At 62.5% G+C, this 13,923-nt stretch carries 11 protein-coding genes; 5 read left to right on the forward strand and 6 right to left on the reverse strand.

Annotated features, from left to right (window positions below; translation table 11 throughout):
* The first annotated feature begins 11 nt into the window (after positions 1 to 11).
* The 3 genes from C4J94_RS14845 to C4J94_RS14855 all read left to right on the forward strand — a co-directional run bounded on the left by C4J94_RS14845 (position 12) and on the right by C4J94_RS14855 (position 3,390).
* Positions 12 to 494, forward strand: a complete 483-nt coding sequence (locus C4J94_RS14845; RefSeq protein ID WP_124386863.1) for a VOC family protein — start codon at positions 12 to 14, stop codon at positions 492 to 494.
* A 356-nt stretch (positions 495 to 850) separates the two neighbouring features.
* A complete protein-coding gene (locus C4J94_RS14850) occupies positions 851 to 2,227 on the forward strand; it encodes a cystathionine beta-synthase (RefSeq protein WP_124386864.1) in 1,377 nt (458 codons plus the stop codon).
* Positions 2,224 to 3,390 carry a cystathionine gamma-synthase gene (locus C4J94_RS14855; RefSeq protein ID WP_124386865.1) on the forward strand — a complete coding sequence of 389 codons (1,167 nt, stop codon included), beginning with the start codon at positions 2,224 to 2,226 and terminating at the stop codon, positions 3,388 to 3,390. The genes C4J94_RS14850 and C4J94_RS14855 overlap by 4 nt, the downstream gene beginning before the upstream one ends.
* A gap of 129 nt (positions 3,391 to 3,519) precedes the next feature.
* On the opposite strand, the gene C4J94_RS14860 is transcribed toward C4J94_RS14855, so the two are convergent.
* Positions 3,520 to 5,718, reverse strand: coding sequence for an OsmC domain/YcaO domain-containing protein (locus tag C4J94_RS14860; protein WP_124386866.1), 2,199 nt, complete (start codon positions 5,716 to 5,718; stop codon positions 3,520 to 3,522).
* Positions 5,719 to 5,892: 174 nt separating this feature from the next.
* Positions 5,893 to 6,594 carry a glutathione S-transferase gene (locus tag C4J94_RS14865; protein WP_124386867.1) on the reverse strand — a complete coding sequence of 234 codons (702 nt, stop codon included), beginning with the start codon at positions 6,592 to 6,594 and terminating at the stop codon, positions 5,893 to 5,895.
* 140 nt (positions 6,595 to 6,734) lie between these two features.
* Here C4J94_RS14865 and C4J94_RS14870 point away from each other — a divergent pair, with 140 nt between their 5' ends.
* Positions 6,735 to 7,298 carry a TetR/AcrR family transcriptional regulator gene (locus tag C4J94_RS14870; protein ID WP_124386868.1) on the forward strand — a complete coding sequence of 188 codons (564 nt, stop codon included), beginning with the start codon at positions 6,735 to 6,737 and terminating at the stop codon, positions 7,296 to 7,298.
* Between the two features lie 93 nt (positions 7,299 to 7,391).
* Entirely contained in the window at positions 7,392 to 7,946 is a 555-nt protein-coding gene (locus tag C4J94_RS14875) for a cysteine hydrolase family protein (protein WP_124386869.1), read from the forward strand.
* A 23-nt stretch (positions 7,947 to 7,969) separates the two neighbouring features.
* Here C4J94_RS14875 and C4J94_RS14880 read toward each other — a convergent pair whose 3' ends face one another.
* The 4 genes from C4J94_RS14880 to C4J94_RS14895 all read right to left on the reverse strand — a co-directional run bounded on the left by C4J94_RS14880 (position 7,970) and on the right by C4J94_RS14895 (position 13,911).
* Positions 7,970 to 8,434: an NUDIX hydrolase gene (locus C4J94_RS14880; RefSeq protein ID WP_124386870.1), complete on the reverse strand. Its 465-nt coding sequence runs from the start codon at positions 8,432 to 8,434 to the stop codon at positions 7,970 to 7,972.
* A gap of 166 nt (positions 8,435 to 8,600) precedes the next feature.
* The gene (gene ggt / locus C4J94_RS14885; protein ID WP_124386871.1) at positions 8,601 to 10,325 is read right to left on the reverse strand and encodes a gamma-glutamyltransferase; all 1,725 of its coding nucleotides are present in this window, start codon (positions 10,323 to 10,325) and stop codon (positions 8,601 to 8,603) included.
* Positions 10,326 to 10,417: 92 nt separating this feature from the next.
* The gene (metC, locus tag C4J94_RS14890; protein WP_124386872.1) at positions 10,418 to 13,123 is read right to left on the reverse strand and encodes a cystathionine beta-lyase; all 2,706 of its coding nucleotides are present in this window, start codon (positions 13,121 to 13,123) and stop codon (positions 10,418 to 10,420) included.
* 194 nt (positions 13,124 to 13,317) lie between these two features.
* Positions 13,318 to 13,911 (reverse strand): cysteine dioxygenase, encoded by a 594-nt coding sequence (locus C4J94_RS14895; protein ID WP_124386873.1) that lies wholly within the window; start codon positions 13,909 to 13,911, stop codon positions 13,318 to 13,320.
* Between the last annotated feature and the right edge of the window lie 12 nt (positions 13,912 to 13,923).

Genomic DNA, 13,923 nt, shown 5'->3' on the forward strand with positions numbered 1-13,923 from the left:
AGGAGCCTGCGATGAACGACAAAAACAAGATTTGCCTCTGGTACAACGGCGATGCGCTGGAGGCGGCGACCTTCTATGCCAAAACATTTCCCGATAGCGAAGTAAAGGCCGTGCACTACGCCCCCGGCGACTATTCGTCCGGCAAGCAGGGCGATGAACTGACGGTGGAGTTCACCGTGCTGGGCATCCCCTGCATCGGCCTGAACGGCGGTTCGATGTTCAAGCACAGTGAAGCGTTTTCCTTTCAGGTGTCGACCGATGACCAGGTTGAAACCGACCGTTTGTGGAACGCCATCGTCGGCAATGGTGGCCAGGAAAGCGCTTGTGGCTGGTGCAAGGACAAATGGGGCCTGTCATGGCAGATCTCGCCACGGGTGCTGGTTGATGCGGTGACCAGCAAGGATCCGGGGGTAGCCAAGCGCGCGTTTGACGCCATGATGACCATGGGCAAAATTGACATCGCCACTATCGAAGCCGCCATCGCCGGGCGCTGATGGGGCGTGGGAATGTTGGAATGTTGGAATGTTGGAATGTTGGAATGTTGGAATGTTGGAATGTGGGAGCGCACGAGCTTTAGCGAGGCCGCGATAGCGGTGGGTCAGGTGGTATATAGGCCAGCAATACCGCCGCCTTCGTAGCCTCGCCGGGGCTCGACAACTCCCACATTTGATCTCGGTTGCCTGCGAGGCCCGAGCTCGCCACGGCCTCCCCCTTCACCAACCATGCGCCAAAAATAGTCACACATCGGACCACCCGGTTGCACCCCACGCGGGACCGGCCTATGTTTCTAGCCATGCTTTGCGTTCTGCTGTCCCCCCACCCTACGCCCATCCCGTAACCAGGTGACGACATGCCCAGCCTATCCCGCCCCGCCGTACTTGAACTGATCGGTAACACGCCGCTGGTCAAGGTCAGCCGTTTCGATACCGGCCCTTGCACCCTGTTTCTCAAGCTTGAATCGCAAAACCCCGGCGGTTCGATCAAGGACCGCATTGGCCTGGCCATGATCGACGCTGCCGAGCGCGACGGCCGGCTGCGCCCCGGTGGCACGATTATCGAAGCCACCGCCGGCAACACCGGCCTGGGCCTGGCGCTGGTCGGTCGCGCCAAAGGCTACCGGGTGGTGCTGGTGGTCCCCGACAAGATGTCCACGGAAAAAGTCCTGCACCTCAAGGCCATGGGCGCCGAGGTGCATATCACCCGCTCCGATGTGGGCAAGGGCCACCCCGAGTATTACCAGGACGTGGCCGCGCGCCTGGCCAAGGGCATCCCAGGTTCGTTCTTTGCCGACCAGTTCAACAACCCGGCCAACCCGCTGGCCCATGAAACCAGCACCGCGCCGGAGATCTGGGCGCAAACCCAGCACGATGTGGATGCGATTGTGGTGGGCGTCGGCTCGGCCGGCACCCTCACCGGGCTGACGCGTTTCTTCAAGCGCGTGCAGCCCGAACTGGCGATGGTGCTGGCCGACCCGGTGGGTTCGGTGATGGCCGAATACAGCCGCAGCGGCCAACTGCCAACCCCTGGCGCCTGGGCGGTCGAGGGCATCGGCGAGGATTTCATTCCGTCGATTGCCGACCTGTCCAGCGTGCGTCACGCCTATTCCATCAGCGATGAAGAAAGCTTCGACCACGCCCGCCAACTGCTCAAGGCCGAAGGCATTCTTGGTGGCTCGTCCACCGGCACCCTGCTCGCCGCCGCGCTGCGCTATTGCCGCGAACAAACCGAGCCCAAGCGCGTGGTCACCTTTGTGTGCGACACCGGCACGCGCTACCTGTCCAAGGTCTACAACGACCAATGGATGAACGATGCCGGCCTATTGCAGTACAAGCACTACGGCGACCTGCGCGACCTGATTGCCCGCCGCTTCGAAGATGGCCGGGTGATCAGCGTCAGCCCCGATGACACCCTGCTCACCGCCTTCCAGCGCATGCGCCTGGCGGACGTTTCGCAGCTGCCGGTGCTGGTGGACGGCAAACAACTGGCGGGGGTTATCGATGAGTCCGACCTGCTGCTGGGCCTGCACCAGGACGCCACGCATTTTTCCATGAGCGTGGCCAGCGCCATGACCCGCACTCTTCACACCCTGGCCCCCAGCGCCAGCCTGGCCGAACTGCAGGCGGAGCTGGATCGCGGCCTGGTCGCCATCATTGCCGACGCCTCGGGCTTCCACGGCCTGATCACCCGCGTCGACCTGCTCAACCACCTACGGAGATCCCTTGCATGAGCCAGCCCGATAAAAGCGCGTTTGCCACCCGTGTGATCCACGCCGGTCAATCCCCCGACCCGACGACGGGCGCGCTGATGCCGCCGATCTACGCCAACTCCACCTACCTGCAAGACAGCCCAGGCGTGCACAAAGGGTTCGACTACGGCCGCTCGCATAACCCGACGCGCTTTGCCCTGGAGCGCTGCGTTGCCGACCTGGAAGGCGGCACCCAGGCCTTCGCGTTTGCCTCGGGGCTGGCGGCGATTTCTACAGTGCTTGAGCTGCTGGATGCCGGTGCACACGTCGTTTCCGGCAATGACCTGTATGGCGGCACCTTTCGTCTGTTCGACAAGGTGCGTCAGCGCAGCGCCGGGCATCGGTTCAGCTATGTCGACCTGAGTGATCTGTCGGCTTTTGAAGCATCGCTGCAGGACGACACGCGCATGGTCTGGGTCGAGACGCCCAGCAACCCGTTGCTGAGCCTGACCGACCTCAGCGCCATCGCCCGCCTCTGCCGCGCCCGCGGCATCCTCTGCGTGGCCGACAATACCTTCGCCAGCCCGTGGATCCAGCGCCCGCTGGAGCTGGGTTTCGACATCGTGGTGCACTCCTCCACCAAGTACCTGAACGGCCACTCGGACGTGATCGGCGGCATCGCCATCGTTGGCGACAACCCCGAGCTGGCTGAGCGCCTGGGCTTTTTGCAAAACTCGGTGGGCGCCATCGCCGGGCCTTTCGACGCGTTCCTGACCCTGCGCGGCGTGAAAACCCTGGCCCTGCGCATGGAGCGCCATTGCCGCAACGCACTGGAACTGGCGACCTGGCTGGAACAGCAACCACAGGTGTCACGGGTGCATTACCCCGGCTTGAAATCCCACCCACAGCACGAACTGGCCACGCGCCAGATGCGCGGGTTTGGCGGAATGATTTCAGTGGATTTGAACGGCGACCTGGCGGGCGCCAGGCGCTTTCTGGAGAACGTGAAGGTGTTCGCGCTGGCCGAGAGCCTGGGGGGCGTGGAGAGCCTGATCGAACACCCGGCGATCATGACCCACGCGAGCATCCCAGCGGCGACGCGCGCGCAGTTGGGGATTGGTGACGGGTTGGTGCGGTTGTCGGTGGGGGTTGAGGATGTAGAAGACTTGCGCGCGGACCTGGCCCAGGCCCTGACCCACATATAAATCCCCCCAAACAACGGCAATCTAATGTGGGAGGGGGCTTGCCCCCGATAGCAATCTGTCAGCCACTGGGTTAGTCGACTGAACCACCGCCATCGGGGGCAAGCCCCCTCCCACATTGATTGTGCAAAATCAGGCCGGGATGATGTTAGCCCGCGCTGCATGCAGCTTTTTGTAGCTCTCGATCAAGCGCAAATGCCGGTCCAGCCCTTCGAGCTTCATGCTGGTCGGCGTCAGCCCATAAAACCGCACGCTGCCGTTGACCGAGCCGATCACGGCGTCCATGCGCTCGTTGCCAAACATGCGCCTAAAGTTGGCCTCGTAGTCGGCCAGCTCCAGGTCCTCGTCCAGTTCCATCTCCAGCACCGCGTTCACCGCCTGGTAGAACAGCCCACGCTCGACGGTGTTGTCGTTGTACTGCAGGAACATCTCCACGCATTCCTTGGCTTCCTCGTGCTGCTGCAACGCAAGGAAGATCAGCAGCTTCAGCTCCAGGATGGTCAGTTGGCCCCAGGCGGTGTTGTCGTCGAATTCAATGCCGATCAGTGTGGTGATATCGGTGTAGTCGTCCAGCTCACTTTCGATCAGGCGCTCGACCAGCGCGTGCAGCTGCGCCTCATCCAGGCGGTGCAGGTTGAGGATGTCTTCGCGGAAAAACAGCGCCTTGTTGGTGTTGTCCCAGATCAGGTCGTCCACCGGGTAGATTTCCGAGTAGTCCGGCACCAGAATGCGGCAGGCGGTAGCGCCCAGGTGTTCGTACACCGCCATGTACGACTCTTTGCCCATGCCTTGCAGGATACCGAACAGCGTCGCGGCTTCCTGGGCGTTGGAGTCTTCGCCAGCGCCGGAGAAGTCCCAGTCGACGAATTCATAATCGGACTGGGCGCTGAAGAAGCGCCACGACACCACGCCGCTGGAGTCGATAAAGTGCTCGACGAAGTTGTTCGGCTCGGTAACCGCCTGGGCTTCGAAAGTCGGCTGCGGCAAGTCGTTCAAGCCTTCGAAACTGCGGCCTTGCAGCAGTTCGGTGAGGCTGCGCTCCAGCGCCACTTCCATGCTCGGGTGCGCGCCGAACGAGGCGAATACTCCGCCGGTACGCGGGTTCATCAGGGTCACGCACATCACCGGGAACTCGCCGCCCAGGGACGCGTCCTTGACCAGCACCGGGAAGCCCTGCGCTTCCAGGCCTTCGATGCCCGCCAGGATGCCAGGGTATCTGGCCAGGACCTCGGCCGGTACATCCGGCAGCGCAAATTCGCCTTCGATGATTTCGCGCTTCACCGCCCGTTCGAAGATTTCCGACAGGCACTGCACCTGGGCTTCGGCCAAGGTGTTGCCGGCGCTCATGCCGTTGCTCAGGTAGAGGTTTTCGATCAGGTTGGAGGGGAAATACACCACCTCGCCATCGGACTGGCGCACGAACGGCAGCGAGACAATGCCCCGCGCTTCGTTACCGGAGTTGGTGTCGAACAGGTGCGAACCGCGCAGCTCGCCGTCGCGGTTGTAGATTTTCAGGCAGTAGGCATCGAGGATTTCGCTCGGCAGCTCGTCGTCCGGGCCCGGCTGGAACCAGCGTTCATCCGGATAATGCACAAACGCCGCATTGGCCAGCTCTTCGCCCCAGAACTGGTCGTTGTAGAAGAAGTTGCAGTTGAGCCGCTCGATGAATTCGCCCAATGCCGACGCCAGCGCGCCTTCCTTGGTGGCGCCCTTGCCGTTGGTAAAGCACATCGGCGAGTGGGCATCGCGGATATGCAACGACCAGACGTTAGGCACGATATTGCGCCACGAGGCGATTTCGATCTTCATGCCCAGGCGCGCCAGGATCGCCGACATGTTGGCGATGGTCTGCTCCAGCGGCAGGTCCTTGCCGGCGATGTAGGTGCCCGCTTCCGAGGTGGAGTTGGGCATCAACAACGCCTGCGCATCGGCGTCGAGGTTGTCGACTTCCTCGATCACGAATTCCGGCCCGGCCTGCACGACTTTTTTCACGGTGCAGCGGTCGATGGAGCGCAGGATGCCCTGGCGGTCCTTGTCGCAAATGTCCGCAGGCAGCTCGACCTGGATCTTGAAGATCTGGTTGTAGCGGTTTTCCGGGTCGACGATGTTGTTCTGTGACAGGCGAATATTCTCGGTGGGAATATTGCGCGTGGCGCAGTACAACTTCACAAAGTACGCCGCACACAACGCCGACGAAGCCAAAAAGTAATCGAATGGCCCCGGCGCCGAACCGTCGCCCTTGTAGCGAATCGGCTGGTCGGCAATCACCGTGAAATCATCGAACTTGGCTTCAAGTCGGAGGTTGTCGAGAAAGTTGACCTTAATTTCCATGCGGGCACACCAGAATAACGAGCTAAACAAAATGGCCGCCATTATGAAGATTTTCGTCGGGAAGTCTCAGGGTTTTGCGTGCGGGCTGCTGATCGGTATAGCTATGCCAGTGGCACACGTGCCCCTGGCGTAGCGGCCCACCTGCCAAGGCGGGCCCTACGCGCATAGGGGTTTTCAGTTTTGCCGGTCGCCCTCTTCCACCATCGCGTGCCAGGCCTTGACGCTGGCGCGCTCGTTCATCCTGGCGTGCCAGGCCAGCAGCGCCTGGCATTCATCGGGCACGGGCAGCTTGACCAGTGACGCGAAGATCAGGCCGCCGAGCACGGCAATGTCGGCCATCGAAAACGCGTCGCCTGCCACAAAGGGCCGAGTCTGGAGGATGGCGTCGAAATGGCGCATGCCGCGTACGGCCTTCTCACCCATGCGCTCGCCCCATTCAGCGTTCTGGTACAGCTCGACATGAGGCCCCAGCCCAGGGGTGGCGTGGTGGAAGTAAACGCTGACCGCATCCATCAATTCGATTTCCGCGCGGCGCGTCATCATGTGGATCAGGCCTTGCTCGGTCGGCGTCTGGCCGGTGAGCTGCGGGTTGCCGTCCAGCCTATCCAGGTATTGGGTGATGGCCGTGCATTCGGCGATCAGCGTGCCGTCCTGCAACTCCAGCACAGGCAAGGTTCCGGAGTAGTTCAGGGCTAGAAACGCAGGCTGTTTGTGCTTGCCTTCCCAGAGGTTGATGGACACGAACTGGGTGTCTGCAAGCAGCCCCTTTTCTGCCAGGGCGATGCGAACACGCGCAGGGTAAGGGCCGTTGTACCAGTCGTAGATTTTCATCATGGCGCGAGCGGAGCTGTCGGATCGGGTTTGTTGGGATGTCATGATTTTGTCGCCTACCTGTCAAGTGGTAGGCAAAGGTTGCGGGCTTTTCTGCAGGCTGTCAACCTCTACCTGTCAGTTGGCAGGTAAAATTTTCAAGGTGTAGAATTCGCACTGTCACCCAGCCACCGAGGAATCAATACGTGAGCGAAAACGCACGAGAAGCCATTCTGGAAGATGCAAAAATCGCGGCGCAGCATTTCGGCTACAGCGGCATCAACTTTCGCAGCATCGGCGAAACGGTGGGGATCAAGAACGCCAGTATCTATTACCACTTCCCGAGCAAGGCCGACCTCGGCGCGGCAGTCGCCAAACGCTATTGGGAAGACACCGCCCACGTGCTCGACGCGATCCACCGCGAAACGCCTGAGCCGCGCGAATGCCTGCGGCGCTACCCGAGCATTTTTCGAACCTCACTCGAAAACGGTAACCGGTTGTGCCTGTCCAGCTTCATGGCGGCGGAATACCAGGGCCTGCCGGAGCCGGTGAAGCAAGAAGTCGTCACGTTCGCCGATATCAACGTGGCGTGGCTGGCCGCACGGCTGAGCGAGCTCAAGCTGGGCGATGAAGACACGTGCCAGCGCCGCGCCCGTGCGATTTACACCGCCATCGCCGGCGCACAATTGATCGCTCGCACCCGGGCGGATATTGGTTTGTATGATGAACTGGTGCAGAGCTATCAGGAGGCGGGGTTGTTGCCGGTGTGACGGGTTGAAGCTCGGGCACATGGCGCGCAAACCGCTGTCCGCCGCCCTGCCCTGGCAGTTATGTTTCGCCCTTCGAACGTCAAAGGACAGACCATGGATCCGTTAGCGATGAACGCGGCGCTGGTGATCATCGACATGCAAAAAGGCATGGCCGGCGCCTCGCTTGGCCGGCGCAATAACCCAGACACTGAGCGGCACATAGAGCAACTTCTTGGCGCATGGCGCCAGGCGCAACGCCCGGTTATCCATGTGCGGCATATCTCTCGTTCGCCTGGCTCGGTGTTCTGGCCAGGACAGCCCGGCTGCGAATTCCAGGACGCGCTGCAGCCCCTCGCGCATGAACAGGTAATGGAAAAAAACGTTCCGGATGCATTTACCGCCACGGGGCTGGAGCGCTGGCTGCACACGCGCTCGATCAGGCAAGTGGTGATCGTTGGCGTCATTACCAACAACTCCGTCGAGGCAACGGCACGCTCGGCTGGCAACCTGGGCTTTGACGTGATCGTGGTCGCGGACGCCTGCTTCACCTTCGACCAGGCTGACCTGTCGGGCCGGCTATGGCCTGCGCAAGACGTGCATGCGCTGTCGCTGAGTAACCTGGCGATGGACTATGCCAGGATAGTCCAGACCCAAGCGCTGCTGGGCTGAGCGCTTGTTCAAGCGTCGATCGCTCAAGGCGCAGACTGATGAAAGACCCCGGCCTGCACCAGCATCTCGGCCAACGCTTGCGGCCATACCGTTTCATTGGTCGAGCGCAGTGCCTGGGCAGACCACCAGCGATGGTCAGCCATTACCTGGGCTTCCTGTTCCGTCCATTCGGCACGGGACACCGCCTCGTTCGGCGCCTGCACGATGAAATAGCGTTCAATCGCCAGCACCGTTTCGCCGCTCGGTAGCCTCAACGGGAAGCTGCGCTCGGCGACAGAAGACTGAACACTGTCGACTGTGAGGCCGGTTTCCTCGCGCAGCTCACGAACCGCCGCAGCTGCGAAGGTTTCGCCCGCTTCAACGCCTCCGCCGGGCGTAGCCCAGTAATTGTCCCCGGCCAGGGCGCCTTCCTTGTGAACAAACCTGAAAAGCAGTACCTCGTTCGAGGGGCTTATTACCAGTAGGCGTGCTGCCTTGCGCTCGCGCATTTGATTGATCCCTTTCCGATCACACGGTCACTGTGGCGAGGGAGCTTGCTCCCGCTGGACTGCGCAGCAGGCCCATTCCTTAGAGCTAAGAGCGGGGGCCGCTTCGCGCCCCAGCGGGAGCAAGTTCCCTCGCCACAGATGACTTCTGCTGCTTAACTGACTGACATCAGTAACCCAACGACAGCCCAGTGTTACGCCGTGGGTCATTCGCACCATAGAAGCGGTTGTTGCCCACCGGCTTGCCACCCAGCGCCGGGGCGCCCACCAGGATGGCGGCCAGGTGGTTGGCATCCTGCGGCCCTGCAAACTTGTGGCCCCAGCTTTCGAGGATCTTCTGGGTGTCCGGGCTGACCGCAAAGGTTTCGAGGTTGGTGGTGTCAGGCATCCACTGCTGGTGGAAACGCGGCGCGTCCACGGCCTCCTGAATGTTCATCTTGTAGTCGATGACATTCAGGATGGTCAGCAAGGTCGCGGTGATGATGCGACTGCCGCCCGGCGTGCCCACCACCATCACCGCCTTGCCATCCTTGGTGACGATGGTCGGGCTCATCGACGACAGCGGCGCCTTGCCCGGTGCGATGGCATTGGCTTCACCCTGGACCAGGCCATACATGTTCGGCACGCCGACCTTGACGGTGAAGTCGTCCATTTCATCGTTGAGGATCACCCCGGTCTTGCTCGCCATCACGCCCGCACCGAACCAGTCGTTGAGGGTGTAGGTGACGGAAACGGCGTTGCCCCAGGTGTCGACGATGGAATAGTGCGTGGTGTTGTTGCCTTCATGGGGCGACACACCCGGCTTGATCGCCTGGGAATCCCCGGCCTTGTGTGGCTCGATGGCGTCGCGCAGTTTAGCCGCGTAGTTTTTATCCAGCAGGTGCGCGATCGGGTTCTTCACGAAATCCGGGTCGCCGAGGTAACTGTTGCGGTCCACATAGGCGTGGCGCATCGCTTCGATCTGGTAGTGCAGGCCCTGGGCCGAGTGATAGCCCAGGTCCGCCATCGGGTAGCCCTCGAGGATATTCATGATCTGGCAGATCACCACGCCACCGGAGCTTGGCGGCGGTGCCGAGACCACGTGGTAGCCGCGGTAATCGCACTCGATGGGCGCCAGTTCGCGGGTCTTGTACGTGTCCAGGTCAGCCTGGGTGATCAGGCCCTTGCCCGCCTGGCTGGAATCGACCAATGCCTTGGCGACCCAGCCTTTGTAGAAACCATCGCTGCCCTTGGCGGAAATCTCCTTGAGGGTCTTGGCCAGGTCTTTTTGCGCCAGCGTCTGGCCGACCTGCATCGGTTGGCCGTTGTGCAGAAAGATACCGCGCAGGTCCTGGTCCTTTTCAAACTCACCGGTAGCGGTGTGCAGCAGGTCGATATCACCCTGCTCCAGGGCAAAACCGTGTTCGGCCAGCTTGATCGCCGGCGCAATCACCTGGGCGCGCTTGAGGGTGCCGTACTTGCTCAGGGCCAACTCCATGCCGGAGACCGTGCCAGGCACCCCAACGGCCAGGTGGCCCTTGGCGCTCAGGCCTTCGACAACATTGCCGTCCTTGTCCAGGTACATATCGGCCGTGGCTGCCAGCGGGGCTTTTTCGCGGAAGTCGAGGAAGGTCTTGCGCCCATCCGCCAGTTGCACGGTCATGAACCCGCCGCCGCCCAGGTTGCCCGCCGCCGGGTACACCACGGCCAGCGCATAGCCCACCGCCACCGCCGCATCCACCGCATTGCCGCCGGCCTTGAGCACGTCCACGCCCACCTGTGTCGCCAGATGCTGGGCGGTGACCACCATGCCATTTTCACCGGCCACCGGGGCCTGGGAAGCGGCGTGTACGCCACTGACCGTCAACACCAGCGCGGTGGCAATCAGGGTGCGGCTGAAGGGTTGGTATTTCATCCGTGGCTACTCTGGTTATTGAGATGCACCAAAATAGCCCTTCGCGGATTCGATCCCCAGTGCCATGGCGTTTTTGTTACAGAACCTGTCGGTCATGGAACGGACGCCAACGCAAAGCCACGCTGCAAATCCTCGAGCAAGGCCGCCACATCTTCCAGGCCGATATGCAGCCGTACCACCGGGTTCAACCCACGGTCCGCCGCACTGTCGCGGTCCTGGGTGTCGGCCACGGTGACCAGGCTTTCGTAGCCGCCCCATGAGGCGCCCAGTCCAAACAGCTGCAGGCTATCGATGAAACGTTCCAGGTAGCCGCCGTCTGCATTGACCATCTCAAACGACAACAGCCCATTGCTGCCAGTGAAGTCCCGGCGCCAGAGGGCATGCCCAGGATGTTCGGGGAGCGCGGGATGAAACACCCGCTTGACCTGCGGTTGCGTCTGCAACCACTGCGCGATCTGCACCGCCTGGCGTTCGTGCACGTCCAGGCGTGACGCCAAGGTGCGGGCGCCACGCAGGATCAGGTAGGCGTCGTCGGCGCTCACCGCATTGCCAAAGGTATCGCTCATTCGACTCAGCGCCGGCCAGGCGGCCGCGGTGGTGCACACGCTGCCCATCATCACGTCGCTGTGGCCGCCGAGGTATTTGGTCAGGGCCATGATCGAAATATCCGCACCCAATGCCAGGGGCCGGTACAGGTAGCCAGAGCCCCAGGTGTTATCGACGGCCAGCAGGATCCCGCGAGGCTTGCACAACGCTGCCATCGCCGGCAGGTCGCACAGCTCATACAACAACGAACCCGGCACCTCGGCGTAGACCAGCCGGGTGTTGGCCCGCAGCTGGTTTTCCAGGCCCTGGCCGTCGGGCGAGAAATAACTCACCTCGACGCCGAACGGCTGGAGAAACTCCCGCGCCAGCTTGCGCACCGGTGAATACACCGCATCGGTGATCAACACATGGTCACCGGGGCGCAGGTAGGCCAGGAACACCTGGGCCGCCGCCGCCAGGCCCGTGCCGTACAGCCGCGTGCGATGGCCACCTTCCAGCTCAGTGACTAGGTCTTCCAGGGCGTGGGCCGTCGGGTTGCCCCGCGCGCCGTAACTCAGCACCCGCTCGCTGTCACGCCGGGCCCGGGCGTCGCGCATCTGCGCCAGGTTGTCGAACAGCACCGTACTCAGACGCGTAATCGGCACATTGACCGCGCGGCCGCCGTGGCCCTTTTCAGTCCGTGCGGCGTGGATCAACCGCGTACGCACCCGCGACACCGGCGCCAACGGCTTGAGGCTGGCGATTTCCGCCGTGCTCATCTGCGCCAGCAGGCCGATTTCCCAGGCCAGGTACTGGCGCGCGGCGTCCTTGTTACCGCTGTGGCGGTCGTGAGTGAAGAACAGAAAGTCGATGCATTGCTCGTCGGGCAGCGTGTGAGGGCCTGCATGGACCGGCAGACCGGCCGCGGCCCAGGCCGCAAAACCACCGTCGAGCAAGCGTGCCGAGCGCCCCTGCGCGGCAAAGGCCGCCAGGGCGGGGTCATCCGCCACCAGCACCAGGGGGCGATGATCCGGCTTGAGTCGCGAACGAATCGACCAGCGGGCGCCGGCAATATGCCCTTGGCGATACGCCATGCTGGGGCGCAGGTCGACCAGGTCCACATCATTCAATGCCAGCGCCAGGGCCGCGGCGCTGATCAACGGCAGCGGTTCATACGCCACCGGCTGGGCGGTCGGCAACGCCAGGCCACTGTCGATGCCGCCTTTCAATACGTAGGCGTGATGCCCCAACTGGCGCAGCCAACTGGCGACGATGGGCGCACGCACACCCTCGCTGTCCACCACGACTACCCGCGCCTGACGCACGCCGATGTAAAGGTCGGTGGCCTGGATCAACTGCCCCCCCGGTGTATGTTGCGCGCCCGGCAAGCTGCCGGCGACGAACTCCTCCAGGGTGCGCACATCGCACAGGAACAGGCTGCGTTGCGTATCGTCGGCCCACTGGCGCACCTGATCCGCAGAGACCTGTTCCACCCCTGCCCGCTCAGCCAACTGCCCTGCGGCCTGGCGCTGCCGGCCCAGGTCCGGGCTGACGTGCTCGGCATAACGCCGCGTACTGCCGTGCTCCAGCGGGAAGTCTTCCAGGTACCAGCCCTGTGTGCCGTTTTCCAGCGCGTAGATCGGGTTCTTCAACCCCAGGTTGATCAAGGTCTGCGCGCCGATAATGCTGCGGGTCCGCCCGGCGCAGTTGATGACGATCGGGGTGCTGTCATCCGGCACCAGGTCATGCACCCGATAGCCCAGCTCACCATTGGGACAGCAGATGGAACCGGGAATGGTCATCTTGCGGTACTCCTCGAACGGTCGCCCGTCCAGCAGCACCAGCGGTTCGCCCCGCGCCTGCCACTCGGCCAGTTGCCGCGCGGTGATGTGGGGTGTGTGGCTGGCCGCTTCGACCAACTCGCCGAAGGCCTTGGACGGCACATGCACCCCAGCGAACAGCTGCAGGCCGGCCGCCTGCCAGCCATCGGCCCCGCGCTCCAGCACATGCACACGGCTGTAGCCCAGCGCCTGCAACCGCGTCGCCGCTGACCTTGCGACCTCCCCGCCGTCCTGGTCGTAGATCACCAGGCGCACCTGCGGATTGGGCGCCAGGCGGCGTGCTTCCAGCTCCAGGCGGCTGTAGGGCAGGTTCACCCCGTGAAACAGGTGGGCCTCGCCGTATTGCCCGTGTTCGCGCACGTCGAATACCGCGATTTCCTGCCTGTCGAACAGCCATTGCTGCAGTTGATGCGGGGTGATGGTCTGGCTCATGGAAGTCCCAACAATTAAAGAGAAAGGTGGGGGGCAAGCCCTAACGCCAGTCAGTCAAGGCTTTTTTGTAGGAGCGAGCTTGCTCGCGAAGAACTCAGAGCCACCGCGTTTATCCAAAATGAACGCGTTGCCTGGACGTTTTTCGCGAGCAAGCTCGCTCCTACATAGGGCTTGCCCCTCCCGCAGGGGAACGATCAGTAGGCGCGAATCGACGGCGCCATCTGCGAGGCGTTGTAGTTGAGGATGCGGCCGTCCGCTTCCACGCCGTAACGGCCATTCAACGATTCCAGGGGCAAGCCGTAGAGATGGAAGTGCAAGGTCGCCTGCTCGCCTTCAACCTTGATCCCGTGCAGATCTTCGCCAAGAAAAGAGATCGAAGTGCCCGGCTGCACGATCACTTCTTTTTCCAGGGTCAGGCTGGTGAAGCCCGGTTCGCGGCCCTCGTCGTTGCGCGCATAGACGTAGTTGATCTCCTGGCCTTCAATCGCGCTGATGATCGCCCAGGTCTCGTGGTTGTGCGGGATTGTACTTTTGCCCGGCAACAGCGAGTTCAGGTACAGGGTCGGCGTGTCGCCGTCATCGTTGAGGCGATAACGGAACGCCGTGCTGCCCTGCCCCGGCACCGGTGCGGGGAAATGGTCGAAGTTGAACAGGTCGCGGCGTTCGGCCAGGCGCTCCAGCAGCCCAACGATTTCTGCCAGCGCCGCGCGGTCTACGCCACGCTGGTTGATCACGCGGATCTGTTGCAAAAACGCTTCGATGACGGCGGCACGGTTCTCGGTACTCATGACAAATTTCCT

The organism is Pseudomonas sp. R5-89-07, assembly GCF_003851685.1.
GTDB lineage: Bacteria > Pseudomonadota > Gammaproteobacteria > Pseudomonadales > Pseudomonadaceae > Aquipseudomonas.